Raw genomic sequence first — 24,168 nt, forward strand, 5'->3', positions numbered from 1 at the left:
CGGCAGATCCCGGACGCGCAAGTCCCGTACCGCACGAGCGGCGCCGCCGCCACACCGTGCGACGCCCCTCAACCGCAACCGGCCGCGCCCGTGCCGGAGCATAGCCCTCGGCGCGACGAAAACGCCACGCCGGAAAATCCAATCCCCGCGAAAAACAAAAGTCGCGGACCCACGGATTAAACCGTCCTGGCCGCTTGCGCATGGCGCGCTTCCTGCTTCACATTCGTTAACGCGAAGTCTCGTGCCGGCTCGCTTTCGCCCAGGAGTTCCCGATGACAGGTTCGCGGCTGACCACCTTGATCTTCGTCGGGATGCTGCTCGGCATCGTCGTCGGATACCTGTGCAGCATCACCTGGCCGGACCCGCAGACCTCCAAGGAGATCGCCGGCTACATCGCGCTGATCAGCGACATCTTCCTGCGGCTGATCAAGATGATCATCGCCCCGCTCGTGTTCTCGACGCTCGTCGTCGGCATCGCCCATCTCGGCGACACCGCCAGCGTCGGCCGCGTTGGCGGCAAGGCGCTGCTGTGGTTCGTCGGCGCCTCGTTCTGCTCGCTGATGCTCGGCCTCGTGCTCGTCAACATCATGCAGCCCGGCCACAACCTGAACCTGCCGCTGCCCGACGTCGGCGCCGGCACCGGCCTCAAGGCGGCCTCGCTGTCGCTGAAGGAGTTCGTCACCCACCTCGTGCCCAAGAGCGCAGTCGAGGCGATGGCCAACAACGAGATCCTGCAGATCGTCGTGTTCTCGATCTTCTTCGGCGTGGCGCTCGCCGCGCTCGGCGAAAAGGGCGCGTTCCTGGCCAAGGGCATCGAGGGCCTCGCCGACGTGATGCTCAAGGTCACCGGCTACGTGATGCTGTTCGCCCCCGTCGCGGTGTTCGCGGCGATCGCGGCGACGATCACCACGCAGGGCATCGGCGTGCTGGTGACCTACGGCAAGTTCCTGGTCGAGTTCTACATCGGGCTGGGCGTGCTCTGGGGCGCGCTCATGGGCGTCGGCTTCCTGCTGCTCGGCGGAGCCGGGATCAAGCGGCTGTTCAACCTGATCAAGGAGCCGTTCGTGCTCGCCTTCTCGACCGCGTCGAGCGAGGCGGCCTACCCGAAGATGCTGACCAACCTCGAGCAGTTCGGCGTGCCCAACCGCATCACCTCGTTCGTGCTGCCGATGGGCTACTCGTTCAACCTCGACGGCTCGATGATGTACTGCACCTTCGCGGTGATGTTCATCGCGCAGGCTTACAACATCCCCCTCACCTGGGGTCAGCAGCTGACGATGCTGTTCCTGCTGATGGTGACCTCGAAGGGCATGGCCGGCGTGCCGCGCGCCTCGCTCGTCGTGATCTCAGCGACGCTGACGCAGTTCAACATCCCCGAAGCCGGGCTGCTGCTGATCATCGGCATCGACCAGTTCCTCGACATGGGCCGCTCGGCCACCAACGTGCTCGGCAACAGCATCGCCACCGTGGCCGTCGCCAAGTGGGAGGGGCAGCTCTCGACGAGCGACCAGCGCCTCGACCACGTCGGCGCCGTGGCGGCTGCCGAGTAGGCGGTCGTCCGATCCGGGGCCGGCCGCCGGTCCCGATCCCTTCCCGCTGCCCGGATCAGGAGTTTCGCGATGGCGTCAGGCACGGTGACGGCGGCGTTGGCGGCGGGGCTGCTGGCGATCGCGGGGCCTGCGGGCGCGGTCGACGTTCTCACCGGCTCCCTGAAGACCATCGCCGCGAAGGGCGAGGTGGTGATCGGCTATCGCACCAGCTCGGTCCCGTTCTCCTTCGTCGAGGGCAAGCAGGCCGACGGCAGCCCGCGCCCGATCGGCTACGCGATCGACCTCTGCGGCGAGATCGTCGACGAGATCGGCCGCGAGACCGGACGCACCGACCTGAAGGTGCGCTACGAGCCGGTGACCTCCGAGACGCGGTTCGCCGCGGTGTCCGGCGGCAAGGTCGATCTCGAATGCGGCTCCACCACCGCCAACGCCGAGCGCCGCCGCACGGTCGCGTTCTCGCCGGTGACCTTCATCAGCGCGACGAAGCTCCTCGTGGCCCGGGCCTCGCCGATCGCGTCCTATCGCGACCTCGGCGGCAAGAAGGTCGTGGTCACCGCCGGCACCACCAACGAGGCCGCCGTCCGCGACATCCTCGCCAAGCTCAAGCTGCAGGCCGAGATTCTGAGCGGAAAGGACCACGCGGAATCCTACGCCATGGTCAAGGACGGCCGCGCCGACGCCTTCGCCACCGACGACATCCTGCTCTACGGCCTGATCGCCAACGATTCCGCCGATGGCGCGAAGTACACGGTGCTGCCGGACAAGCTGTCGTTCGAGCCCTACGGCATCATGTTCCGCAAGGACGACCCGGAGCTGGCGGGCGCCGTCGCCGCGACCTTCGCGCGGCTGGCCGAAAGCCGCGAGCTGCGCTGGACCTACGAGCGCTGGTTCCTCAAGCGCCTGCCGAACGGCGAGCGGCTGAACGTGCCGATGTCCAACGACCTGCACACCAGCTTCCAGCTGATCGGGCTGGAGGATTGAGGTCGGTCGCTGAGGGTTGGTTGCCGCAATTGCCCGTGGCCGATGACCGATAGGCCGGCCCGGCGATAGGCAGGGCTTACTATAGAACGTCGTTTTCCACCACGCCCCGTCATCCCGGGGCGCCGCAGGCGAGCTCGGGATCCTGAACCGCAGGTCGTGCTTCAGCTTGCGCCATCGGCGGCTCTGGATCCCGGGTTCCGCAACGCAGCCCCGGGATGACGGAGCGTGGTGGATCCAAGCGGAGCCCTGCCTTGCCCGACGACGCACGTCCCGGCGCGACGCAAGCTCACCCCTGCCCGGCCTCGGCCTTGCGGTACTCGCGCCCGTGCTCGCAGTAGCCCTCGACGATGCGCACCATCATCGCGCGCTTGTCGGCATCGAGCGGGCCGAGGATGCGGGCTGGGCGGCCGCCCCAGAGATAGCCGCCCTCGAGCAGCTGGCCGGGATCGGTGGTGGCCCCTGCGGCGAGCATGACGTCGTCGGCGATCACCGTGCCGGGCGCGACCGTCGCGCCGATGCCGATCAGCGAGCGGGCGCCGATGCGGCTGTCGCCGATGCGGACGTTGTGGCCGATCGTGGTGTCGCGGCCGATGACGACGCCCTCCCCTCGGGTGCGGATCACCGTGTTGTCCTGGATGTTGGTGTCGGCGCCGACCACGATCGGCCCGACCTCGGCATGGAGGTCGCACGAGAACAGCACGCTCGATCCGGCGCCGAGCCCGACGCGGCCGCGGATGCGGGCCGTGCTGGCGACGTAGACCGTCTCGTCGACCTCGGGCGGGTCGCCGGCGGCGACCGCGGCCGGATCGCCCGCGGCCTCGCGCAGGCGCTCGGCGCGCTCGTCGATCTCGGCCCGATCGATCGGGCGCTGCGGCTTGGCCGGGCTGCCGGCGTAGACGAAGCCGCCGGCGAGCTGGGTGCGCGGAAACACCGTCGCGCCGGCCTCGATCACGACGCCGTCGCCGACGCTCGCCCCGTCGAGGATCACCACGTCGTCCTCGATCACCACGTCGGACCCGACCGTGCAGGCATGAACCACGCTGTTGCGCCCGACCGTGACCCGGTCGCCGACGCGGGTGCCGTGGGTGAAGGTCGCGATGTGGACGGTGGAGCGGTGGCCGAGCCAGAACCGGTCGCCGAGCGTCACCGGCTGCCCGTCGGCGCGGATCACGCCGTCGTCGCCGATCCAGGCCTGGCTGCCGAGGCGGACGGCGCCGATCGCCGTGCTGCCGCGCCCGCACCAGACGGGGCGGCTCGCGAATTCCGGCAGGACGCCATCGTAGGGCAGGATCAGTTCAGGCGTCACGTCTTCGTCCTTCGGCGCGGATCGGCCGCCCCCCGCGGGGAGCGGGCCGATATGCCATATAGGCGCAGGCGGTGGCCGAGTCAGGCGCAAGCGTGTTTCGTCGTCACGCCGCCGTCACCCGCGTCGCCGCGATGAGAGACCGATGCCCGCTGCTTCCCTGCCCTCCGTCAGCATCCAGGCCGAGCCCTTCGACGTCGCCGCCGAGATCGACGCGCTGAACGCGCGGCTCGCCGGTCGCGCCGGCGCGGTCGTCACCTTCACCGGCCTGTGCCGCGACGAGGGCGGCCGGCTGACGGCGCTGGAGCTCGAGCATTATCCCGGCATGGCCGAAGCCGAGATCGGGCGCGTGGCGGCGGCGGCCGAAGCGCGCTGGCCGCTCCAGGCGGTCCGGGTGATCCATCGCTACGGCCGCGTCGCGCCGGGCGCGGGCATCGTGCTGGTGCTGACCGCATCGAGCCACCGCGTCGCGGCCTTCGAGGCGGCGAGCTTCCTGATGGACTACCTCAAGACGCGCGCCCCGTTCTGGAAGCGCGAGCATCTCGTCGACGGGACCACCGGCGGTTGGGTCGAGGCGGCGGAGGCGGACGACGCGGCGGCCGCGCGCTGGGCCGCGATCCTCGGTGCAGAGGCGGCGCCCGAGGGTTGACCCGGGCGACGCGGGGGCGCTCGTGAGCGCCGACGCCGCACCAGTTTCGAAGGACGACATGGCCGAACCCAAGACCGAAGCGTTCGCCGGGCCCGTCGGCCCCTGGCGAGGGACGCTGCCGCTCGCCGCATCCGGCATCGCGGTGGTGTCGTTCGTGGCGCTGCTGGCGCTGGCCTGGATGTCGGTGGCGACGCTGTTCCTGGTCTTCGCCGGGGTGCTCCTCGGCGTCTTCCTCGACGGGCTGACCCGTGGCCTCGGCCACGTCCTCCCCCTGCCCCGCGGCCTGCGGCTGACGATCGCCAGCCTCGCGGTCGCGGCGGCGGCCATCGGCCTGATCGGCTTCGGCGGCGCGACCGTGGTGCAGCAGGGGCGCGACCTCGGCCAGACGATCAAGAGCCAGGCGGGCACGGTCACGTCGTGGCTGTCGTCCTACGGCATCGACCTGCCGATCCTCGACTCCGTCGGCGGGCCGGACGGCAAGGGCAAGGACGAGAAGCCCGCGCCCAAGGACGACGACAAGAAGCCGGAAGGCCTCGGCGGCCTCGCCTCGAGCGCGATCAAGAGCCCGGGCTCGCTCCTGTCGGATGCGGGCAACGTTCTGGGCCCGGCGGCGGCGGTGATCATCGGGCTGTTCAGCGCGCTCGGCAACGTGCTGGTGATCGTCTTCCTCGGCCTGTCCTTCGCCGCCGATCCGGCGAGCTACCGCGACGGGGTGCTGCGCTTCATCCCGCCCAGGAAGCGCGATCGCTGGTCGAAGGTGCTCGACGGGGCCGGCGAGACCCTGCGGCATTGGCTGTTCGGCCAGCTCATCACGATGACGGTGATCTTCCTGTGCATTTGGGGCGGCCTCGCCTTCCTCGGCATCGGCGGCTCGCTGATTCTCGGGCTCCAGGCCGGCCTGCTGGCCTTCGTGCCGACGGTGGGTCCGCTCGTCGCCGGCGTGATCATCCTGTTGGCGAGCCTCGCCTCGGGGGCGAACGCGCTGCTCGGCGCGCTGGGCGTCTACCTGCTGGTGCAGTGCCTGGAGAGCTACGGGCTGACGCCGTTCATCCAGAAGCGCGCCCTCGACATCCCGCCGGCGACGATCTTCGCCGGGCAGCTCGTGCTCGGCGTGATCTTCGGCCTGTGGGGCATCGCGCTGGCCCTGCCGATGATGGCGGTGATCAAGGTGCTGCTGGAGCAGCTCTACGTCGAGGACACGCTCGGCGAGGACGCCACCGTCTGACGCGCTGTGGGCGCTCTACCGTTCCAGGGCGCTTTCGATCATCGCGGCGACGGCGAGGGCCCGCCCGTCGTCGCCGAACCGGGCGATCACCTGCACGCCGACGGGCAGTCCGTCCCCCGGCACCGGCACGTTCACGCAGGGCACACCCATCAGCGTCCACAGGCGGTTGAAGCGGGCGTCGCCCGTCGAGGCCAGCGTCCGCGGCGCGAAGCCGGGGGCCGAATAGGTCAGGATCGCGTCGAAATCCGAGAACAGCGTCTTCAGCAGGCGCCGCGCCCGGTGCGCCTTGCGGCGGGCGTCGTCGTAGGCGGCCGCGTCGAGCCCCTGCGCGGCGTCGAGCTGCGGACCGAGCCGCGGGCTCAGGGCGTCGCGATGGTGGGCGTATTCCCAGGCCAGCGCCTGGCGCGCCTCGAAATCCTGGATCGTCCCGTGGCTCTCGAACGCCGCGGCGAACTCCGCCGGCAGCGCGAAGTCGCGCACCAGCGCGCCCGCGCGCTCGGCCGCCTGCCGCGCACGGTCGAGCGCTCCTTGCGCCTCGGGCGCCGGGGCTTCGGCGTAGTCCTGCGTCACGACCATGACCCGCGGCGTGCCGGGCGCGGTGCCGCCGAGGTCGATCGCCGGACGGCCGGCGATCAGCGCCAGCGCGTGGGCGACGTCGCCGATGCCGGCCCCGAACAGGCCGAGCGTGTCGAGCGCCCACGAGAACGTCTTCACGCCCACCGTCGGCAGCAGCCGGAACGACGGCTTGATCGCGGCGCAGCCGCAGAAGCTCGCCGGCCGGATCACCGAGCCGCCGGTCTGGGTGCCGAGGGCCAGCGGCAGCATCCCGGCCCCGACCGCGGCGGCGGAGCCCGCCGAGGAGCCGCCGGGCGTGTGGTTCGAATCGTGCGGGTTCGTGGTCTCGGTCGGGTCGACGCTGGCGAAGGGCGAGGTCGTGGTCTTGGCCAGCGCCACCGCGCCCAGCGCCTTGAGCCGCATGACGATGGCGGCGTCGGCCTTCGGGCGCCAGCCGTCGTAGATCGGCGAGCCCATCTGCGTCGGCATCGCGGCGGTGTCAATGATGTCCTTGACGCCCACCGCGATCCCGGCGAGCGGCCCGGCATCGGTGACGGCGGGCGCGGCATCGGTTACGACGGTGGCGCGCACCACCGGATCGCGCGCGAGGATCGCCTCCTGCGACAGGCGGATCGCGCCCTCCGGCGTGAGGGTGCCGGCTTCGATGCGGCGGCGCAGGTCGACCAACGAAAGCATCACGCGTCCTTGACTTGAGGGCCCTTCGCGAAGGCCACCGGTTCCGGGGCGGGTCCGACGACGACCGCCGCGGGCGCCGGTGCAGGTTTCGTGCGCGGATGCGCGAAGGCCCGGCCGGCGGTGCCCGGGGCGTAGCATGCGCAAGGCCCCGCCGCGACGGCGGCAGCGTTAGCATCGCGTTTACGCGTCCGTGATCATTCTCCGCGTCATGTGGCGTAGCGTTCTCGCATTCTCCGCCCTTGCGCTGTTCGGCGCGGGGCTCACCGGCTGTGCGATCAACAAGTTTGAGCGCCGCGACGCCTGGCGCGACCAGGCGGAGCAGGTGTGCCTGGCCAAGAAGCTCGTCGAGCCGACCGAGTTCGTCGTCCCGTCCAAGGAGATCGACGGGCCCGGCCCCTGCGGCATGACGCAGCCGTTCCGGGTGACGCGGCTCGGCGGCGGCGCCGTGGTCCTGAAGCAGCGCATGACGCTCGGCTGCCCGGCGCTCGCCGAAGCCGAGGCCTGGCTCGCCGACACGATCCAGCCCGCGGCGAACCTGTATTTCGGCCAGCCGGTCGCCGAGATCAACGCCGGCTCCTACGCCTGCCGCGGGCGCAACAACCAGGTCGGCGCCAAGCTGTCCGAGCATTCCTTCGGCAACGCCATCGACGTGATGTCGTTCAAGCTCGCCGACGGCTACGTCATCACCGTCAAGGGTGGCTGGCGCGGCACGGAGGCCGAGCAGGGCTTCCTGCGCGAGGTCTTCATCGGGGCCTGCCAGCGCTTCACCACCGTGCTGGCGCCCGGATCCAACGTGTTCCACTACGACCACATCCACGTCGACCTGGCGCGCCACGACCCGCGCGGGCTGAAGCGGATCTGCCAGCCGCTGATCAAGTTCACGCCACAGCTCGGCTCGGACAGCCCGCGGCCGATGTCCCGCCCCCGCCCGCCCGAGCGCCAGCCGGCGCCGCCGCAGGCCCCGGTGGATATCGAGGAGGACGATCCCTACGGCGCGCCGCCGATGTCCCGGGCCGCCAGCCCGACACAGGTCGCCCGCGCGCCCGCCCGGCCGGCGGCGCCCTCGGCCTACGCCTCGGCCCCGGCGCCGCGCCCGCTTCCGTCACGTCCCGCGCCCCGCGTCGCGGCGGCCTTGCCGGAGGAGGACGTGGGTGGCGGTTCCGAGGAGCCGCTCTCGCTCGCCGCGCCCGGGCTGGCGTCGGGGCCGATCTACTGAGCGTCACCCGGCCGGCGGGTGTGCCTCCCGTGCGCCACCGGCCCGCGAAAGCGTGGCCGGACGGGTCGTCCGGCTTGACTTGAGCGTGCCCCGGGCCATCGTCCCCGGATGCAGGACAACACGCGGAAAGCACCCGCCATGCGCTCGAACGCCGTCTCCGTCGCTTTGGGCGTCGGCCTCATCCTCGCCGGCTGCCTGCAGCCGGCCTTCGCCCGCTCGGCGCGGGAGGACATCGAGCCTTCCGAGGAGCGCGCCTTCCCCTTCGACGCCAACATCCCGGCCTGCCAGGATTCGAGCGTGCTGGAGAAGGTCTCGACGCAGTTCGCCGAGAAGGAGGCGAAGTTCTGGAACTCGTCCCTGACGATCGTAGCCTACGACACGATCGAGCGGACGGCGTGGCGACCGTGGGGCCTCGATTTCATCCCGCGTCGATTCTGCACCGCGACCGCGACCACCTCGGACGGCGTCCGCCGCAAGGTCGACTACTCCGTGCGCGAGAGCCTCGGCATCATCGGCGCGACCTGGGGCGTCGAGCTCTGCGTCCACGGCCTCGACCGCGACCTGAGCTACGCCTACGCCACCGCCTGCCGCATGGCGCGCCCGTGACGCGTGCCGGCCTCGCCCTGGCGGCCCTGCTGGCCGCCGGAAGCGCGCAGGCGCAGGACTACGGCGGCTTCGGCCGCGGCAACGACACGTCCGGCGGCTTCGACTTCTACGTCCTGGCCCTGTCCTGGTCCCCGACCTACTGCGAGACCGCCGGCCAGCGCGACGACCGCCAATGCGCCGCCGGGCGCGGCCTCGGCTTCGTCGTGCACGGGCTGTGGCCGCAATACACCCGCGGCTACCCGCAGAACTGCTCGGCCGTGCAGCGCTCGCCGACGCCGCAGGCCATGGAGGTCGCCGGCCAGGTCTACCCGAGCGAGGGGCTCGCCCGCTACGAGTGGCGCAAGCACGGCACCTGCTCCGGCCTCGACCCGACCGCCTACTTCAACGCCGCCCGCACCGCGCGTCTGGCGGTGACCATCCCCGACGACCTCAAGACCTCGGGTTCGGAGCGCCGCCTGGCGCCGATCGGGATCGCGCGGCAGTTCGTGACCGCGAACCCCGGCTTGCGGCCTGACATGATGGCGGTGTCCTGCGCCCGCGGGCAGCTCCAGGATGTGCGGATCTGCTTCACCAAGGACCTGCGCGGGTTCACCGCCTGCCCGGAGGTCGCGCGCGGCAATTGCCGCGCGCCCGAGATCACGGTCGGCGCCGCGCGCTGAGCCTTTTCGGCGGATTCGGGGTCCGACGGCTGGACCCGGGCCGCCGGATCCGCTTGATCGTCCGTCATGAACTATCGCCACGCCTTCCATGCCGGCAACTTCGCGGACGTGCTCAAGCACCTCGTGCTGACGCGGGTGCTCGCGCATCTCGGCCTCAAGCCGGCGCCCTATCGGGCGATCGACACCCATGCGGGCCTCGGCTTCTACGACCTCACCGCGGACGAAGCCGGGCGCACCGCCGAGTGGGTTGACGGCTGGGGACGCCTCGACGACCCCTTTCCGCAGGCCGTGGAGGACCTGCTCGCCCCCTACCGCACCGCGGTCGCCGCGGTCCGGGCGCGCCACGGCGCCACCACCTATCCCGGCTCGCCGGCGCTGATCCGCGAGTTCCTGCGGGCCGAGGACCAGGGCGTGTTCGTCGAGCTGCATCCCGAGGACCACGCGGTGCTGCGCGAGCGCTTCAACGGTCACGCCCGCACCAAGGTGCTGCACCTTGACGGCTGGACCGCCCTCAACGCGATGATCCCGCCGCCCGAGCGCCGCGGGCTCGTCCTGATCGACCCGCCCTACGAGGTGCCGGGCGAGGTCGACCGGCTCGGCGCCCATCTGGCCCGGGCGGTGGCGAAGTGGCCGACCGGCGTGTTCCTGGCCTGGTACCCGATCAAGAACCTCGCCGCCGTCGACCGCATGGTCGCCGCGCTGGACGGCGCCCTGACCCGCCCGGCGCTACGGCTCGACCTCATGATCGACCGGCCCGACGACACGCGGCTCACCGGCAACGGCCTGATCGTGGTCAACCCGCCCTGGCGCCTGGCGGAGGAAGCCGCGCTGTTCATGCCGGCCCTGGCCGAGCGCCTGGCCCGCGGCGCGTACGGCGCGTTTCGCTGCGAGGCGATCGGGACGGTTGCTTGAAGTCCGTCGGATCCGCCCCGCATCCGAGACCACACCTCATCCCGAGGTGCCGCAGCGACGCGGAACCCTCCAAGGCGCCCTCCAGAGGCCGCCGAGCGGTCCGGAGGCCTCCTTTGAGGACCGATCGCGCGGCTACCTCAGGATGAGGAGGAAGATGGGATCGACAGGCATCGACCTCACGCATGCGCCAGGATCGCCAGCAGCAGCAATGCGATGATGTTGGTGATCTTGATTGCCGGGTTCACCGCGGGGCCGGCGGTGTCCTTGTAGGGGTCGCCGACGGTATCGCCGGTGACGGCCGCCTTGTGCGCGTCCGAGCCCTTGCCGCCGTGATGGCCGTCCTCGATGTACTTCTTCGCGTTGTCCCAGGCGCCGCCCCCCGAGGTCATCGAGATCGCCACGTAGAGGCCGGTGAGGATCACGCCGAGCAGGCTCGCGCCGACCGTGGCGAAGGCCTGGGACTTGCCCGCGACGAGCTGGATCGCGAAGAACAGCACGATCGGCATCAGCACCGGCAGCAGCGAGGGCACGATCATCTCGCGGATCGCCGCCCGCGTCAGCATGTCAACGGCGCGGCCGTAATCCGGCCGGTCGGTGCCGGCCATGATCCCCGGCTTCTCCCGGAACTGGCGGCGGACCTCCTCGACCACGGCGCCGGCCGCCCGGCCCACGGCCGTCATCGCCATGCCGGCGAACAGGAACGGGATCAGCCCCCCGATCAGCAGGCCGACGACGACGTAGGGGTTGGACAGCGAGAAATCCACCGTGACGCCCTTGAAGAAGCGGTACTGCGTGTCGCTGGCGTTGGCGATGAAGTAGTCGAGGTCCGAGGTGTAGGCGGCGAACAGCACCAGCGCCCCGAGGCCGGCCGAGCCGATCGCGTAGCCCTTGGTGACCGCCTTGGTGGTGTTGCCGACGGCGTCGAGGGCGTCGGTGGACTTGCGGACCTCGGAGGGCAGGCCCGCCATCTCGGCGATGCCGCCGGCATTGTCGGTGACCGGACCGAAGGCGTCGAGCGCCACGATGAAGCCGGCGAGCGCCAGCATCGCCGTGACCGCGATGGCGATGCCGAACAGCCCCGCCAGCGCATAGGTGGAGATGATGCCGCCGACGATCACGAGGGCCGGAAGCGCCGTCGATTCGAGCGAGACCGCGAGGCCCTGGATCACGTTGGTGCCGTGCCCGGTGACCGAGGCGTCGGCGATCGACTTCACCGGGCGGAAGTTCGTGCCGGTGTAGTACTCGGTGATGACCACGATCAGCGCGGTGATCGCGAGGCCGATCACCGCGCAGCCGAGCAGGCCGCCCGACGTGAAGCTGACGCCGGTGGAGGTGGTGAAGCGCGTCGCGAAACCGCCGAACAGGGCGAGGTTGACGGCGGCGATGGCCCCGACCGAGAGCACGCCCGCGGTGATCAGGCCCTTGTACAGCGCCCCCATGATCGACTGGTTCGACCCGAGCCGCACGGCGTAGGTGCCGGCGATCGAGGTGAGGATGCAGGCCGAGCCGATGGCCAGCGGATAGATCATCATCGCCTCGAGCACGTTGCGGCCCGCGACGTCGACCTGCCCGCCGAAGAAGATCGCCGCGAGCACCATCGTGGCGACGACGGTGACGGCGTAGGTCTCGAACAGGTCGGCCGCCATGCCGGCGCAATCGCCAACGTTGTCGCCGACGTTGTCGGCGATGGTGGCGGGGTTGCGCGGGTCGTCCTCTGGGATCCCCGCCTCGACCTTGCCGACGAGGTCGCCGCCGACGTCGGCGCCCTTGGTGAAGATGCCGCCGCCGAGGCGGGCGAAGATCGAGATCAGAGAGGCGCCGAAGCCGAGCGCGACGAGCGCGTCGATGACCTCGCGGCTGGCCGGCGGCAGGCCGGCCCCGCGGGTGAGATAGAGGTAGTAGAAGGCGACGCCGAGCAGCGCGAGCCCCGCGACCAGCATGCCGGTGACGGCGCCCGACTTGAACGCGACCTCGAGGCCGCCGCCGAGCGACGTCGAGGCCGCCTGCGCCGTGCGCACGTTGGCACGCACCGAGACGTTCATGCCGATGAAGCCGGCCGCCCCGGACAGGACCGCGCCGATGAGGAAGCCGATGGCGACCTTGATCCCGAGGAAGAAGGCCAAAGCCGCGAACAGCACGACGCCGACGAGGCCGATGGTGGCGTATTGGCGCTTGAGGTAGGCCTGCGCGCCCTCGGCGATCGCGGCGGCGATCTCCTGCATGCGCTGCGTGCCGGCGTCCCGTCTCATCACGTCGTTGATCGTCACGATGCCGTAGGCGACGGCGCACAGCCCGCCCAGGATGATCAGCAGCAAAGCGGTCATGCACCCGTCCCTTGTTCTCGTGATGCCTGGCGTCGGCTTGATGTTGTCGAGCTTGGCCCTTGGGCCTGGACGAACGACTCGGATTCGGCATTCCTTCCCAGAAGTGCGAGACTTGATTGCCAAACTTCGCGGTCGAGCGCAAACGCCACTTTTGTATTTCGACACGAGATCTTGCTGCAACGCAGCAATGAGCATTGAATTCTGATTTGCGGCCGGACCGCTTATCGTTGGCCGGGTTTTGCGCGTGGCCCGATCCGGACGGCGCGGTGCGCGGCGGGATGCACGTTTACCGGCCGTTAACTATGACGAACACTACCTTCGGTTGCATCAATGAAGGGTGCTCGACGATGAGTGGCGATCAGGCGACGAAGCTCGCAGCGACGATCGAGGTGCTGACGAACGCGGTGCAGTTCCTGGTGGCGGAACGCGTCAGCATGCAGCCGCCGTCCGTGCACGGCGCGCTGCTTCAGGTCCTCCAGCGCTCGCTCTCCGCCCCGGCGGAGCGGGACGATGCGCATCCCGGCGGCACGGCGGTACAGCGGGCCGACCTCGCCCATTGGACGCCGGTCATCGCCGCCACCCTCATCGACGACGTCCGGCGCCAGCTCGGCCGCGAGGCCGAGGGTTTGCCGCACGACGCGGCGCCTCAGGTTCGGACGGTCTCCGAGACCTTCTCAGAAATGGCTGAACGCGCCCGCCGCGAAAACGCGCGTGGCTCCGTCGACACCTTGAAAGCCGGGCCGTCCGCTGCCTGAGGCGACGGTGCCGAGGACCGCGACCGGCACGCCCGCGAGCGAAGCCGCCTGGCGGAACGCGTCGAGGTCGTCGGGCGCCACGGTGCAGAGGATCTCGTAATCGTCGCCGCCGGTGACGGCGACGTCGAGCAGGTCGGGCCTCCCATCGACGACGCGGGCGGCGGCTTGCGAGAGCGGGACCGTCGCGGTGTCGATCGTCGCCGTCGCGCCGGCACCGGCCAGCATCTTGGCGAGGTCGCCGGCGAGCCCGTCGGACACGTCCATCGCCGCGGTCGCGAAGCGCAGCACCGCGTCGGCGAGGGCCAGCCGCGGCCGCGGGTGCAGGTAGCGGTCGGCCAGATGGCTGCGCGATGCGCCATCAAGCGCCCGGACCCATTCGGCATCCGGCTCGAGCCGCATCCGCAGGCCGAGCGCCGCGTCGCCGATGGTGCCGCTGACGCAGATCCGGTCGCCGACCCGCGCCGTGGTACGGCGCACGATGCGCCCCGCGGGGACTTCGCCGATCGCGGTGATGCCGATCAGCGCCGGACCGCCCGACCGCACCGTGTCGCCGCCGAGCAGCGGGCAGCCGGACGCCCGGCTCGCCTGCCCGAGCCCTTCGGCGAAGGCGGCGAGCCACGCCTCGGTCCAGTCCGCCGGCAAAGCCAGCGTGAGCAGGAAGCCGCAAGGCGCGGCGCCCTTGGCGGCGATGTCGGAGAGGTTCACCCCGAGCGCCTTGCGCGCGAGCGAGCCGGGTGGGTCGTCGGGAAAGTAGTGGACGCCGGAGACGATCGCGTCGGCGGTGAGCACGAGGTCGTGGCCGGGGCTCGGCGCGAGGCTCGCCGCATCGTCGCGCAGGCCGTCGGCGCCGGGGCCGGCGAGCGGCGCGAAGTAGCGCGCGATGAGCGCGTCCTCGGTCGGGCGCGATGCGCTCACCGGACGCTCACCCCTGCTTGGCGCCGGCCAGTTCCGCCGCGCGGGTCTGGCGCGCGACCTTGTCGAGGACGGCGTTGACCATGCCCGGCTCGTCGCCGGTGTAGAAGCTGTGGGCGACGTCGACGTATTCCGAGATGGCGGCGCGGGCCGGAACGTCGCGGCGGAACATCAGCTCGTAGGTGCCGGCGCGCAGGATGGCGCGCAGCACCACCTCGATGCGCTTGAGCGGCCAGCCCTGGCTCAGCGCCTGGTCGATCTGCGGATCGATCGCGCGCTGCTCCTCCACCACGCCGCGCAGCAGGTCGCGGAAGAAGGCCGGCTCGGCCGCCGGGTGCAGCACGCCGTCGATCTCCTTGCCGAGCCAGAAGGTCTCGAACTCGGCGAGCGCGTCGAGCACGCCCTTGCCGGAGATCTCCATATCGTAGAGCGCCTGCACCACGGAGAGCCGGGCGCCGCTGCGCGGATTGATCTTGGTCATGATCGTCAGGCTCTCATGCAGCGGCGGCCGCGCGCTTGAGCGCCAGCACCGCGAGTGCCGCCTCGGCCGCGCCGCCGCCCTTGTTCATCTCGGAGACGCGGGCACGGGCTTGGGCCTGAGCCTCGTTCTCCACCGTCAGGATGCCGTTGCCGAGCGGCAGGCGCAGGTCGACGGACAGGTCCATCAGCGCGCGCGCGCTCTCGCCGGCGACGATGTCGTAATGCCCGGTCTCGCCGCGGATGACGCAGCCCAGAGCCACCACGGCGTCGTAGGGCGTGCCGGCCGTCTCGGCCGCTGCGAGCAGGATCGCCACCGTCGCCGGAATCTCGAGCGCGCCCGGCACCGTCACGACCGTCGCCTCGGCCTCGGCCGCCGCGATGGCGGCGCGGGCGCCTTCGAGCAGGTCGTCGGACAGGCCGTCGTAGAAGCGCGCCTCGACCACGAGGACCCGGGCGCCGGGCGTTTTCGGGGACGCGGGCGCGTCCTTGCGTTCGATGTACATGGGACTCGTGGGACTCCGGCGGACCCGCCGCGCGGGCGGCGGGCGCTGACCGACGCGCCGTCTCCGGCCGTCTCGCATCCAGGGTGTTCGGGGCAGCGAGGGTTAGACCGAAGCGGCCGCCGCCACAAGCGCGCCCGCACGGGGCCGCCTGCGGGCAGGGCATCGCTTCCATGCGCCCGGGTCCATGCGACCGAGTGCATATGCCCGATTCCCCGGGCCCGAGCGCGACGCGGCAGGCGGCGCATCGTTTTCCCGGCATCGGCGTGGCCGGGATGGCCCGCGGCTTGCTCCCCGGTTTCGCCGCAGGGGTGCCGGGCAAAGGAACCGCATGAACGTCGAGCTGATCGGGCTGACCAAGCGCTACGGCGCGACCCTCGCCGTCGATGCGATCGACCTGAAAATCCCGTCGGGCGCCTATTGCTGCCTGCTCGGCCCGTCGGGCTGCGGCAAGACCACGACGCTGCGGATGATCGGCGGCCACGAGGCGGTCAGCGCCGGCGAGGTCGTGATCGGCCCGCGCGCCGTCGGTGACGCGCCGCCCGCGGAGCGCGGCACGGCGATGATGTTCCAGAGCTACGCGCTGTTCCCGCACCTGACCTGCCGGGACAACGTCGCGTTCTCGCTCAAAATGCGCGGCGTCGCGAAGGCCGAGCGCCGCGCCAAGGCCGACGCGATGCTCGACCTCGTGCAGATGGGGCACCTCGCCGACCGGCTTCCGGCCCAGCTCTCGGGCGGGCAGCAGCAGCGCGTGGCGCTCGCCCGCGCGCTGGTCACCGGACCGAAGGTGCTGCTCCTCGACGAGCCGCTTTCGGCCCTCGACCCGTTCCTCCGGGTGCGGATGGGGGTGGAGCTCAAGCGCATCCAGGCCGAGCTCGGCCTCACCTTCATCCACGTCACCCACAGCCAGGAGGAGGCGATGGCGCTCTCCGACCTCGTCGTGGTGATGAACGGCGGCAAGATCGAGCAGGCCGGCGACCCGCGCACGGTGTTCGAGCGGCCGGCCTCGGCCTTCGTCGCCCGCTTCATCGGCGGCCACAACGTCATCGCCCTGCCCGAGGGCAAGGTCGCGGTGCGCGCCGACCGGATGCGGCTGGGGGCCGAGGCCGGCGACGGCGCCGTGCAGGCCCGCGTCCTCGCGGTCGAGTACCAGGGCGCCAGCGTGCAGGTGGCGCTCGAGGCGGACGGGATGACCGAGCCGGGCGGGCTGAGCGCGGTCGTCGACGACGCGACCTTCGCCGGCCGCCCGCTGGCGCCGGGCGACCGCGTGGCGCTCGGCTGGGACCCCGCCGCCGCGCACCGCCTCGACGCCTGAGGCGACCGGCATCAAGAAAAGAAAGGGACGACGATGACCAACGGCATCAGATTCACGCGGCGCACGCTGCTCCAGGGAGCCGGCACCGCCCTCGCGGCCGGGCCGATCACCGGATTTCCCGCCGTCCACGCGGCCGAGCCGGTGACGCTGCGCTACCTCGGCACCGCCGTGAACCAGTCCGGCGACATCGCCCGGAAGGTGAAGGAGGATCTCGGGATCACGATCGAGTACATCCCGGTCGTCACCGACGAGGTGACGAAGCGCGCGGTGACGCAGCCGAACTCCTTCGACCTGATCGACACCGAGTTCTTCAGCCTGAAGAAGATCGTCCCCTCGGGCAACATCCTCGGTATGGATGCGCGCCGGATCAAGAACGCCGACAAGATCACTCCGATCTTCACCAAGGGCGAGATCGCCGGTAAGGCGATCGGCGACCAGGGCACCGCGCCGAAGAAGGTGTTCTACCTCGAAGGCCAGACGGGCAAGACCTTCGCGTCGTCGCCGACCGAGTGGATCACCCTGATCCCGACGACCTACAACGCCGACACGCTCGGCATCCGCCCGGACCTGATCAAGCGCCCGATCACCAGCTGGAAGGAGCTGCTGAACCCCGAGTTCAAGGGCCGCGCCTCGATTCTCAACATCCCCTCCATCGGCATCATGGATGCGGCGATGGTGGTGGAGGCCACCGGCGACTATACCTACGCCGACAAGGGCAACATGACGAAGGCGGAGATCGACCGCACGATCAAGCTGCTGATCGAGGCCAAGCGCGCCGGCCAGTTCCGCGCCTTCTGGCAGGACTTCAACGAATCCGTGAACCTGATGGCGTCCGGCGAGACGGTGATCCAGTCGATGTGGTCGCCCGCCGTCACCAAGGTGCGCACGCAGGGGGTCGCCTGCACCTATCAGCCGCTGAAGGAAGGCTACCGCGCCTGGGCCACGGGCTTCGGCCTGCCGAAGACGCTGACCGGCCGCAAGCTCGACGCGGCCTACGAATTCGTCAACTGGTTCCTCTCCGGCTGGGCCGGCGCCTACCTCAACCGCCAGGGCTACTATTCCGCCGTGCCCGAGACCGCCAAGACCCAGATGGAGCCCTACGAGTGGGCCTACTGGATGGAGGGCAAGCCCGCCGAGAAGGACATCCACGGCCCCGACGGCGGCCTGCTCGAGAAGGCCGGCGCCACCCGCGACGGCGGCTCGTTCGAGGCCCGCATGGGCGCGGTCGCCTGCTGGAACGCGGTCATGGACGAGAACACCTACATGGTCCGCAAGTGGAACGAGTTCATCGCGGCGTGAGGACGATGGCTGCGCCGCGCCCCTCGTTCGCCGAGGCCATGGTGCTCACGCACTTCGGCATGTCGTCTATACATGGATCGTCCGAAGCACCGCCCTGCCCCCTCTCCCGTCCGGGAGAGGGAACTCGCGATTCGAGGACAGGCGCCGTGGAACCGGTCGCCCGCGGACGCGGAAGGGAACGGCGCCCGCTGCATCGGTCGGAGGGCTCGCGATGAGCGACGTGGCGCTTCCCGCCCTCGCCGACGTGCCGGCGAATCCGGCTCGGGCCGAGGCCGCCCCGGCCCGCCGGCGGCGGCCCCTCGCCTATCTTCAGGCCGCGCCGATGGCGCTGGTGTTCCTGGTCTTCCTCGCGATCCCGCTCCTGCTGACGCTGATGGTCAGCTTCTGGGAGTACAACGAGTACGAGATCATCCCGGCCTTCACGCTGCAGAACTACCGCGACGTGTTCGAGGGCTGCGGCAACCTCGCGGACCCGTGCACCACGGCGCGGACCTATCTCTCGACCCTCAAGTTCTGCGCGCTGACGCTGGCCTTCACGCTGCTGATCGGGTTCCCGGTCGCGTACTTCCTCGCCTTCCACGTCCGCTCGCGCACCGTGCAGATGGGGCTGTTCCTGTTGTGCACGATCCCGTTCTGGACCTCGAACGTGATCCGCATGATCTCGTGGATTCCGCTGCTCGGGCGCAACGGCCTCGTCAACGACACCCTGCAGGGGATGGGCGTGATCGGGAGCCCGATCGAGGGTCTGCTGTACTCGGACTTCTCGGTGACCTTGGCTTTCGTGCACCTCTACACGGTCTTCATGATCGTGCCGATCTTCAACAGCATGGCGCGGATCGACCGGTCGCTGATCGAGGCGGCCTACGATGCCGGGGCCACGGGGTGGCAGACGCTGTGGAGCGTGATCGTTCCCCTGTGCAAGCCGGGCATCGCCATCGGGACGATCTTCGTGCTCACCCTCGTGATGGGCGACTTCGTCACCGTCGGCGTGATGGGCGGCCAGCAGATCGCGTCGGTCGGCAAGGTGATCCAGGTGCAGATGTCGTACCTGCAGTTCCCGGCCGCGGCCGCCAACGCCGTGGTGCTGCTCGCCGCCGTGCTGATGATGATCCTCGGGCTCACCCGGGTGATCGACCTGCGACGGGAACTCTGACCATGACGGAGCCTTCGGCGTGAGCGATCGTCCCCGAGGCCTGGCCTTCGCCGCGCTGGCCGCGTTCTTCGCGCTCTACGTGCTGTTCCTCTACGGCCCGACCCTGACGATCCTGGCGCTGAGCTTCCAGGGTCCGCAGGGCGGCCTGACGTTTCCGATGAACGGCGTCTCGACGCACTGGTTCGCCAAGCTCTGGGCCGGCGGCGGCATCGTCGACATCTGGGCAGCGTTCGGGCGCTCGCTCCGCCTCGGCTTCGTGGTGATGGCGCTCACCGTCGTCCTGGCGTTCTTCGCGGGCCTCGCCTTCCGCAAGGGCTTTCGCGGCGCCAACGCCCTGTTCGCCATCGCGGTCGCCAGCCTGATCGTGCCCTCGATCGTGGTCTCCCTCGGGATCGGCCTCGAGTTCCGTCTGGTCGACGACGCGATCAACGCTTTGGCGGCCGCCACCGGCTGGGGATGGCTGCAGGATCACGGCACCGCCATGGGGCTCTACACCTCGGCGCTCGGGGCGCACCTGACCTGGACGCTGCCCTTCGGCCTTCTCATCATGTTCGCGGTCTTCAACCGGTTCGATCCGGCCTACGAGGAGGCCGCCCGCGACCTCGGCGCGACCGGAGCGCAGACGCTGCGCCACGTCGTGGTCCCGATCCTGGCGCCGGCCCTGGTCGGCGTCGCCCTGTTCGGCTTCACCCTGTCCTTCGACGAGCTCGCCCGCACCAGCCAGGCGATCGGCGGGCGCAACACCCTGCCGCTCGAGCTCCAGGGTCTCACCACCACGGTGACGACGCCGGAGATCTACGCGCTGGGAAGCCTGACGACGGCGGTGTCGGCCGTGGTGATCGGCACGGCGCTCGCGGCGAGCCTGTGGCTGCAGCGCCGCCGGGCCCGCCGCAGCCTGGCGCTGCCGTAGCGGCTCGTCCGCGATCGCGCGATGCCTTCGGGATCGTACGTTCAGCCCCCGCGAACGCGACGCGCGGGCTTGCTGACACGTCCGGCCGCTCCGATCGCGCCAAGGGCCGATCAATCAGTCGGTGCCGGCCGGCTCCTCGCCGGAGCCGACGAGCGTCAGGCGCGGGGTCGAGGCCTTGCGCTCGGCGGTCTCGATCAGGCGAAGGCTCGTCGCCTGGCGGCTCTTCTTCAGGTCCTCGGCGATCTCGCTCGTGTTTCCGGAGATCCGCTTGGCGCGCTTGTCGTATTCCGCCATCGAAACGACGGAGGAGTCACCGGTCTCGGGGATGCGCGCCATGTCCACCTCGAAGGAAGAGACCGTCCGCACGAGCGCGTGGCGGGCATGACCCGAGCCTAGCACGCTTTCCCGCATTCCCGCCGAACGATTTGCCGTCGACCCACCGTGCGGTTCTCGGATCGAGACGCGCGCTTTCGTGTTTGTCGCACGCGGTGTTTGCTAAATGTCGCCGAGTGTGCAAAAAGTACAACATCGATCTCTGGCCAGATATCCGGCCGTTCCGTCCGTAATGGACGTGCGCTGATTTTCTCCCACATTTCGACGACCCGCGACCTGGCGCGTGATTCACATGCGCCGGTCGAATTATGACGACTGATAAGATACGGAATTTTCTATGAGCACCGGCACCGTCAAGTGGTTCAACGATCAGAAGGGCTTCGGCTTCATCCAGCCGGATGACGGCGGCAAGGACGTCTTCGTGCACATCTCGGCTGTGGAGCGCGCCGGAATGCGCGGCCTGACCGAAGGCCAGAAGATCTCCTACGAGATGGAGACCGATCGTCGTAGCGGCAAGCAGTCCGCCGGCAGCCTCCAGGCCGCCTGAGCACCGAGCTCGCCTCGGATCGTCGTCGAAGCCGTCCCACCCGGGACGGCTTCGCGCGTTTTCGGAGCGTTGCGACCGAATCGCGATGAGCGAGCCTCATCGCCGACCGCGTCCCGCCACGGCGGGGCGCCCGCCATCCGCCGAGCGTCATGGGCCGCGAGCCTTGCGATTCGGTCCGACCTGTTTGACCGCAGCCGGCATGGGGCCGGTGGCGCATAAGGATCTTGTGTGAATCAATCCAAGGACAACCAGTTCTCCGACCGGCTCGAGACCGCTGCGAAGGCGCGGGAAGCGATGCTGGCGCGCTATCGTTCGCGGCCGGCCGCCGATGATCCCGCCGTCGTCGCCCGCCAGGCCGAGCGTCAGGCCGTGATCGAGGCCCGCGAGGAGCGCAACAAGGAGCGCGAGGCCGCCCGGGTCGCCGCCGAGATCCAGCGCGTCGCCGAGGCGAAGGCCCAGCGCGAGTTCGAGGCTGCCGAGGTGCTGCGCATCGCCGCCGAGAAGGCCGAGCGTCAGGCCGCCCTGGCCGCCGAGCAGAAAGAGGCACGCGACGCCCGCTTCGCGGCGCGCAAGCTGCGCGCGCGCAAGTAGTCCCGCAGCCGAGCCCCGGCGGCGATCCGACCGACGCGGCTCAGGCCGCGGCGGGCGGGCCGGCGCCACCCGACCCAGCCGAATCCGTCACTTCGAACGTCGCACCCGCCCCGGGTCCGGCAGCCGGCGTCGCGGCGATCAGGAGTGATGTACGATGTCCCACAAGTTCAAGCTCGGCCAGCGTGTCCGTCAGTCGCGCGGCGGCTTCGGCTCCGTCAAGGACGATGCCTCGGGCCTGCTGTGCGAGATCGTCCGCCTGATGCCCGAGGACCGGACCGGCGAGCCCTGCTACCGGATCAAGTCCTCGGCCGGCGAGCGCGCCGCCAACGAGAGCGAGCTCTCCCTCGCCGGCTGATGCGCCACGGCGGCTGCGAGCGGTCGCCGCACACGGCCCCAACGCCTTCGGCGTCTCGCGCGCGGACGTCTGCAAGGCGCGCGGACGTGCCGTGCGTTGCCAAACGCGCGGACCTGCGCCATCTCAGCCTCGATGCCGGCCGAGGCCCTTCTCGCCAGCCGCATGCGGCTCCCGCTGACGGGCCGGGTGGCGTCTCCCGCCCCGGTCCGCCCATCGATCGGGAGCCGTTCCATCCCTGGGCGGCGTTTCACGTTGACCCCAACCCCAAGCAGGCAATGAGTAAGCGCACCAGGCAAAGGCCGCAGGAGCGAGGCTCCGTGCTGTTCGACGTGGTCTACGAGGACGGTTCGCAAGCCTCGAACCGCCGCGTCCCGATGGAGATCCTCGGTGGTCTCGACGGCGACGAGCCGGCCCGCGAGGTGATCTCGGCACAGGACGAGGAGATCGCCCAGAAGTCGGGGCGTCCGCAGCGGACGATCCTCAGTCTCTCGCGTTCGCCGATCCCCGAAGCGAAACCGAAGCCGCCCCGCGTCGCGTAAGGGAGCGCGACAGTGGGAGAGCACGACATGGGCCACAAGTTTCATCTCGGGCAGCTCGTGCGTCGCCGCGATCTCGCGGCGGCGCGAAACGGCAACCGCATCTTCGAGGTGATCGGCCTGTTGCCGGCCGAGGCGGGCGCGCCGAATTATCGGATCCGCAGCACCGAGGCCGGTACGCACGAGGTGCGCGAGGACGGGCTGACGGCCGCCTCGTGCTGCTCGGCGCCAGCATCCTGATCGGCGTCGGACCGAGCGCGCGTTGGAGCGGCGCGTCGGGAGTGGCATAAGACGGACGTCCCGCTTCCGGGGCCTCCGCCCGGACCTTCGCCCGATGCGCCGCCTCCCGCCGGCCCCGACATTCCCCGGCACGACAGCACCCCGCCCCGCACGGTGCCCGGCATGACCGCGCCGGACCTCGCGGCCGTGCGTCGCCCGGCCCAGCGCCGGCTGGGAGGCCCGCGCACCCTGTGGAAGCGGCTCGCCCGCGCCATCGGCGACCTGCTGCCGAAGGGGCTCTATGCCCGCTCGCTGATCATCATCATCGCGCCGGTGGTGCTGCTGCAATCGGTGATCGCCTACACCTTCATGGAGCGGCACTGGCAGCTGGTGACCAAGCGCCTGTCCTCGGCCGTCACCGCCGACGTCGCGGCCCTGATCGACATCTACGAGGTCTATCCCCAGGACAAGGACGCCGAGACGCTCTCGCGCATCGCCGGCGAGCGGCTGAACCTCGACCTCGACATCCTGAAGGGGGCCAAGATTCCGCCGCCGGGGCCGCGGCCGTTCTTCTCGATCCTCGACGAGGCGCTGTCGGACGAGCTGAAGCGGCAGATCGGCCGGCCGTTCTGGATCGACACCGTCGGCCGCTCGAACCTGATCGAGATCCGCGTCGCGATCCCCGACGGGGTGATGCGCATCACCGCCCGCCGCTCGCAGGCCTACGCCTCAAACTCGCACATCTTCCTGGTCTGGATGATCGGCTCGTCGATGGTGCTGCTCGGCGTGGCGATCCTGTTCCTGCGCAACCAGATCAAGCCGATCCTGCGGCTGGCCGCGGTGGCGGAGGGATTCGGCAAGGGCCGCGAGATCGAGTTCCGCCCCCGCGGCGCCCGCGAGGTCCGCCAGGCCGGCCACGCCTTCATCGAGATGAAGCGCCGCATCGAGCGGGCGATGGAGCAGCGCACGACGATGCTCAACGGCGTGAGCCACGACCTGCGCACCATCATCACCCGGTTCCGCCTCTCGCTCGCCCTGATCGAGCAGACCCCGGAGATCGACGAGCTCTCGCGCGACGTCGACGAGATGAGCCGGATGCTGGAAGGCTACCTCGCCTTCGCCCGCGGTGATTCGGCCGAGAACGCGGCGCCGACCGACATGCGCGCCCTGCTGGAGGACCTGCGCACCGACGTCGAGCGCCTGGGCGCCCAGGTCTCGGATTTCGAGCTGGCCGGGTCGCCCTCGGTCACCGTCCGGCCGGACGCGTTCCGGCGCTGCCTGTTCAACCTCGCCGCCAACGCCGCGCGCTACGGCGAGACGGTGGCGATCTCCGGCCGGGCCGAGGCGCGGGCGTTCTTCGTCTCGATCGACGACGACGGCCCGGGCATCGCGCTCGAGAGCCGCGAGGAGGTGTTCAAGCCGTTCGTGCGCCTGGACGATGCGCGGCAGGATGCCGGCGGCTCGGGCCTCGGCCTGTCGATCGCCCGCGACATCGCCCGTGCTCATGGCGGCGACGTCTCGCTCCACGACAGCCCGCTCGGCGGCCTGCGGGCGACGGTGCGGGTGCCGGCGTGAGGGCCGCGCCGC

The 24,168-nt window shown here is 70.5% G+C and carries 26 protein-coding genes; 19 read left to right on the forward strand and 7 right to left on the reverse strand.

Annotated elements, in window-relative coordinates:
- The first annotated feature begins 272 nt into the window (after nucleotides 1-272).
- A complete protein-coding gene (locus tag MKK70_RS17310; protein WP_147725916.1) occupies nucleotides 273-1,550 on the forward strand; it encodes a dicarboxylate/amino acid:cation symporter in 1,278 nt (425 codons plus the stop codon).
- A 69-nt stretch (nucleotides 1,551-1,619) separates the two neighbouring features.
- Nucleotides 1,620-2,531: an amino acid ABC transporter substrate-binding protein gene (locus MKK70_RS17315; RefSeq protein WP_147725917.1), complete on the forward strand. Its 912-nt coding sequence runs from the start codon at nucleotides 1,620-1,622 to the stop codon at nucleotides 2,529-2,531.
- A 286-nt stretch (nucleotides 2,532-2,817) separates the two neighbouring features.
- Here the strand turns inward: MKK70_RS17315 and MKK70_RS17320 are convergent, their stop codons facing one another.
- The gene (locus tag MKK70_RS17320; protein ID WP_243949123.1) at nucleotides 2,818-3,837 is read right to left on the reverse strand and encodes a gamma carbonic anhydrase family protein; all 1,020 of its coding nucleotides are present in this window, start codon (nucleotides 3,835-3,837) and stop codon (nucleotides 2,818-2,820) included.
- 142 nt (nucleotides 3,838-3,979) lie between these two features.
- Here MKK70_RS17320 and MKK70_RS17325 point away from each other — a divergent pair, with 142 nt between their 5' ends.
- Together MKK70_RS17325 and MKK70_RS17330 are read left to right on the forward strand one after the other, a co-directional pair.
- Complete coding sequence (locus tag MKK70_RS17325; protein ID WP_147859035.1) at nucleotides 3,980-4,483, forward strand: molybdenum cofactor biosynthesis protein MoaE; 504 nt, start codon at nucleotides 3,980-3,982, stop codon at nucleotides 4,481-4,483.
- Nucleotides 4,484-4,541: 58 nt separating this feature from the next.
- A complete protein-coding gene (locus MKK70_RS17330; RefSeq protein ID WP_243949125.1) occupies nucleotides 4,542-5,708 on the forward strand; it encodes an AI-2E family transporter in 1,167 nt (388 codons plus the stop codon).
- A 15-nt stretch (nucleotides 5,709-5,723) separates the two neighbouring features.
- Here the strand turns inward: MKK70_RS17330 and MKK70_RS17335 are convergent, their stop codons facing one another.
- Nucleotides 5,724-6,959: an amidase gene (locus MKK70_RS17335; RefSeq protein ID WP_243949127.1), complete on the reverse strand. Its 1,236-nt coding sequence runs from the start codon at nucleotides 6,957-6,959 to the stop codon at nucleotides 5,724-5,726.
- Nucleotides 6,960-7,167: 208 nt separating this feature from the next.
- On the opposite strand from MKK70_RS17335, the gene MKK70_RS17340 reads away from it, so the two are divergent.
- The 4 genes from MKK70_RS17340 (at nucleotide 7,168) to MKK70_RS17355 (ending at nucleotide 10,352) form a co-directional block, all read left to right on the forward strand.
- Nucleotides 7,168-8,175, forward strand: a complete 1,008-nt coding sequence (locus MKK70_RS17340; protein ID WP_243949128.1) for an extensin family protein — start codon at nucleotides 7,168-7,170, stop codon at nucleotides 8,173-8,175.
- Nucleotides 8,176-8,313: 138 nt separating this feature from the next.
- Nucleotides 8,314-8,781: a hypothetical protein gene (locus MKK70_RS17345; protein WP_147842583.1), complete on the forward strand. Its 468-nt coding sequence runs from the start codon at nucleotides 8,314-8,316 to the stop codon at nucleotides 8,779-8,781.
- Nucleotides 8,760-9,440 (forward strand): ribonuclease T2, encoded by a 681-nt coding sequence (locus tag MKK70_RS17350; protein WP_279603698.1) that lies wholly within the window; start codon nucleotides 8,760-8,762, stop codon nucleotides 9,438-9,440. The genes MKK70_RS17345 and MKK70_RS17350 overlap by 22 nt, the downstream gene beginning before the upstream one ends.
- 66 nt (nucleotides 9,441-9,506) lie before the next feature.
- Entirely contained in the window at nucleotides 9,507-10,352 is an 846-nt protein-coding gene (locus MKK70_RS17355; RefSeq protein ID WP_243949132.1) for a 23S rRNA (adenine(2030)-N(6))-methyltransferase RlmJ, read from the forward strand.
- A 176-nt stretch (nucleotides 10,353-10,528) separates the two neighbouring features.
- Here MKK70_RS17355 and MKK70_RS17360 read toward each other — a convergent pair whose 3' ends face one another.
- Complete coding sequence (locus tag MKK70_RS17360) at nucleotides 10,529-12,676, reverse strand: sodium-translocating pyrophosphatase (protein WP_147727576.1); 2,148 nt, start codon at nucleotides 12,674-12,676, stop codon at nucleotides 10,529-10,531.
- A gap of 227 nt (nucleotides 12,677-12,903) precedes the next feature.
- On the opposite strand from MKK70_RS17360, the gene MKK70_RS17365 reads away from it, so the two are divergent.
- On the forward strand, nucleotides 12,904-13,431 hold the full coding sequence (locus MKK70_RS17365; protein ID WP_243949134.1) for a hypothetical protein: 528 nt from the start codon (nucleotides 12,904-12,906) through the stop codon (nucleotides 13,429-13,431).
- On the opposite strand, the gene thiL is transcribed toward MKK70_RS17365, so the two are convergent.
- From thiL to ribH, 3 genes are read right to left on the reverse strand one after another with little or no spacing between them, the layout of a single operon-like run.
- Nucleotides 13,351-14,346 carry a thiamine-phosphate kinase gene (gene thiL / locus MKK70_RS17370; RefSeq protein WP_243936803.1) on the reverse strand — a complete coding sequence of 332 codons (996 nt, stop codon included), beginning with the start codon at nucleotides 14,344-14,346 and terminating at the stop codon, nucleotides 13,351-13,353. The genes MKK70_RS17365 and thiL overlap by 81 nt on opposite strands.
- A 7-nt stretch (nucleotides 14,347-14,353) precedes the next feature.
- Nucleotides 14,354-14,824, reverse strand: coding sequence for a transcription antitermination factor NusB (nusB, locus tag MKK70_RS17375; protein WP_147859651.1), 471 nt, complete (start codon nucleotides 14,822-14,824; stop codon nucleotides 14,354-14,356).
- Between the two features lie 13 nt (nucleotides 14,825-14,837).
- The gene (gene ribH / locus MKK70_RS17380; protein ID WP_147727573.1) at nucleotides 14,838-15,326 is read right to left on the reverse strand and encodes a 6,7-dimethyl-8-ribityllumazine synthase; all 489 of its coding nucleotides are present in this window, start codon (nucleotides 15,324-15,326) and stop codon (nucleotides 14,838-14,840) included.
- 328 nt (nucleotides 15,327-15,654) lie between these two features.
- Between ribH and MKK70_RS17385 the strand changes: the two genes are divergently transcribed.
- The 4 genes from MKK70_RS17385 to MKK70_RS17400 all read left to right on the forward strand — a co-directional run bounded on the left by MKK70_RS17385 (nucleotide 15,655) and on the right by MKK70_RS17400 (nucleotide 20,000).
- On the forward strand, nucleotides 15,655-16,638 hold the full coding sequence (locus MKK70_RS17385; RefSeq protein ID WP_243949136.1) for an ABC transporter ATP-binding protein: 984 nt from the start codon (nucleotides 15,655-15,657) through the stop codon (nucleotides 16,636-16,638).
- A gap of 33 nt (nucleotides 16,639-16,671) precedes the next feature.
- The gene (locus tag MKK70_RS17390) at nucleotides 16,672-17,937 is read left to right on the forward strand and encodes a PotD/PotF family extracellular solute-binding protein (RefSeq protein ID WP_243949137.1); all 1,266 of its coding nucleotides are present in this window, start codon (nucleotides 16,672-16,674) and stop codon (nucleotides 17,935-17,937) included.
- A 211-nt stretch (nucleotides 17,938-18,148) separates the two neighbouring features.
- Nucleotides 18,149-19,090 carry an ABC transporter permease gene (locus MKK70_RS17395; protein WP_243949139.1) on the forward strand — a complete coding sequence of 314 codons (942 nt, stop codon included), beginning with the start codon at nucleotides 18,149-18,151 and terminating at the stop codon, nucleotides 19,088-19,090.
- Nucleotides 19,091-19,109: 19 nt separating this feature from the next.
- The gene (locus MKK70_RS17400) at nucleotides 19,110-20,000 is read left to right on the forward strand and encodes an ABC transporter permease (RefSeq protein ID WP_147842576.1); all 891 of its coding nucleotides are present in this window, start codon (nucleotides 19,110-19,112) and stop codon (nucleotides 19,998-20,000) included.
- 114 nt (nucleotides 20,001-20,114) lie between these two features.
- On the opposite strand, the gene MKK70_RS17405 is transcribed toward MKK70_RS17400, so the two are convergent.
- Entirely contained in the window at nucleotides 20,115-20,336 is a 222-nt protein-coding gene (locus MKK70_RS17405) for a hypothetical protein (protein ID WP_147726900.1), read from the reverse strand.
- A gap of 334 nt (nucleotides 20,337-20,670) precedes the next feature.
- Between MKK70_RS17405 and MKK70_RS17410 the strand changes: the two genes are divergently transcribed.
- The 6 genes from MKK70_RS17410 (at nucleotide 20,671) to MKK70_RS17435 (ending at nucleotide 24,156) form a co-directional block, all read left to right on the forward strand.
- Complete coding sequence (locus MKK70_RS17410; protein WP_147726903.1) at nucleotides 20,671-20,880, forward strand: cold-shock protein; 210 nt, start codon at nucleotides 20,671-20,673, stop codon at nucleotides 20,878-20,880.
- A 228-nt stretch (nucleotides 20,881-21,108) separates the two neighbouring features.
- Nucleotides 21,109-21,471 carry a DUF6481 family protein gene (locus tag MKK70_RS17415; RefSeq protein ID WP_147726905.1) on the forward strand — a complete coding sequence of 121 codons (363 nt, stop codon included), beginning with the start codon at nucleotides 21,109-21,111 and terminating at the stop codon, nucleotides 21,469-21,471.
- Nucleotides 21,472-21,625: 154 nt separating this feature from the next.
- Nucleotides 21,626-21,826 (forward strand): hypothetical protein, encoded by a 201-nt coding sequence (locus MKK70_RS17420; protein ID WP_147842575.1) that lies wholly within the window; start codon nucleotides 21,626-21,628, stop codon nucleotides 21,824-21,826.
- Between the two features lie 275 nt (nucleotides 21,827-22,101).
- Nucleotides 22,102-22,365 carry a hypothetical protein gene (locus MKK70_RS17425; protein ID WP_147726909.1) on the forward strand — a complete coding sequence of 88 codons (264 nt, stop codon included), beginning with the start codon at nucleotides 22,102-22,104 and terminating at the stop codon, nucleotides 22,363-22,365.
- A 27-nt stretch (nucleotides 22,366-22,392) separates the two neighbouring features.
- Entirely contained in the window at nucleotides 22,393-22,602 is a 210-nt protein-coding gene (locus tag MKK70_RS17430; RefSeq protein WP_147726911.1) for a hypothetical protein, read from the forward strand.
- A gap of 162 nt (nucleotides 22,603-22,764) precedes the next feature.
- Nucleotides 22,765-24,156 (forward strand): ATP-binding protein, encoded by a 1,392-nt coding sequence (locus tag MKK70_RS17435; RefSeq protein ID WP_243933762.1) that lies wholly within the window; start codon nucleotides 22,765-22,767, stop codon nucleotides 24,154-24,156.
- Nucleotides 24,157-24,168: the final 12 nt, after the last annotated feature.

Origin of the sequence: Methylobacterium sp. E-041, from assembly GCF_022829665.1 — a bacterium.
Taxonomy (GTDB): domain Bacteria; phylum Pseudomonadota; class Alphaproteobacteria; order Rhizobiales; family Beijerinckiaceae; genus Methylobacterium.

Excerpts from the sequence above, each read along its gene's own strand:
- MKK70_RS17310 (WP_147725916.1), top strand. The coding sequence starts at position 273 with ATGACAGGTTCGCGGCTGACCACCTTGATCTTCGTCGGGATGCTGCTC.
- MKK70_RS17315 (WP_147725917.1), top strand. The coding sequence starts at position 1,620 with ATGGCGTCAGGCACGGTGACGGCGGCGTTGGCGGCGGGGCTGCTGGCG.
- MKK70_RS17325 (WP_147859035.1), top strand. The coding sequence starts at position 3,980 with ATGCCCGCTGCTTCCCTGCCCTCCGTCAGCATCCAGGCCGAGCCCTTC.
- MKK70_RS17330 (WP_243949125.1), top strand. The coding sequence starts at position 4,542 with ATGGCCGAACCCAAGACCGAAGCGTTCGCCGGGCCCGTCGGCCCCTGG.
- MKK70_RS17335 (WP_243949127.1), bottom strand. The coding sequence starts at position 6,959 with ATGCTTTCGTTGGTCGACCTGCGCCGCCGCATCGAAGCCGGCACCCTC.
- MKK70_RS17340 (WP_243949128.1), top strand. The coding sequence starts at position 7,168 with ATGTGGCGTAGCGTTCTCGCATTCTCCGCCCTTGCGCTGTTCGGCGCG.
- MKK70_RS17345 (WP_147842583.1), top strand. The coding sequence starts at position 8,314 with ATGCGCTCGAACGCCGTCTCCGTCGCTTTGGGCGTCGGCCTCATCCTC.
- MKK70_RS17355 (WP_243949132.1), top strand. The coding sequence starts at position 9,507 with ATGAACTATCGCCACGCCTTCCATGCCGGCAACTTCGCGGACGTGCTC.
- MKK70_RS17360 (WP_147727576.1), bottom strand. The coding sequence starts at position 12,676 with ATGACCGCTTTGCTGCTGATCATCCTGGGCGGGCTGTGCGCCGTCGCC.
- nusB (WP_147859651.1), bottom strand. The coding sequence starts at position 14,824 with ATGACCAAGATCAATCCGCGCAGCGGCGCCCGGCTCTCCGTGGTGCAG.
- ribH (WP_147727573.1), bottom strand. The coding sequence starts at position 15,326 with ATGTACATCGAACGCAAGGACGCGCCCGCGTCCCCGAAAACGCCCGGC.
- MKK70_RS17385 (WP_243949136.1), top strand. The coding sequence starts at position 15,655 with ATGAACGTCGAGCTGATCGGGCTGACCAAGCGCTACGGCGCGACCCTC.
- MKK70_RS17390 (WP_243949137.1), top strand. The coding sequence starts at position 16,672 with ATGACCAACGGCATCAGATTCACGCGGCGCACGCTGCTCCAGGGAGCC.
- MKK70_RS17395 (WP_243949139.1), top strand. The coding sequence starts at position 18,149 with ATGAGCGACGTGGCGCTTCCCGCCCTCGCCGACGTGCCGGCGAATCCG.
- MKK70_RS17405 (WP_147726900.1), bottom strand. The coding sequence starts at position 20,336 with ATGGCGCGCATCCCCGAGACCGGTGACTCCTCCGTCGTTTCGATGGCG.
- MKK70_RS17410 (WP_147726903.1), top strand. The coding sequence starts at position 20,671 with ATGAGCACCGGCACCGTCAAGTGGTTCAACGATCAGAAGGGCTTCGGC.
- MKK70_RS17420 (WP_147842575.1), top strand. The coding sequence starts at position 21,626 with ATGTCCCACAAGTTCAAGCTCGGCCAGCGTGTCCGTCAGTCGCGCGGC.
- MKK70_RS17425 (WP_147726909.1), top strand. The coding sequence starts at position 22,102 with ATGAGTAAGCGCACCAGGCAAAGGCCGCAGGAGCGAGGCTCCGTGCTG.
- MKK70_RS17430 (WP_147726911.1), top strand. The coding sequence starts at position 22,393 with ATGGGCCACAAGTTTCATCTCGGGCAGCTCGTGCGTCGCCGCGATCTC.
- MKK70_RS17435 (WP_243933762.1), top strand. The coding sequence starts at position 22,765 with ATGACCGCGCCGGACCTCGCGGCCGTGCGTCGCCCGGCCCAGCGCCGG.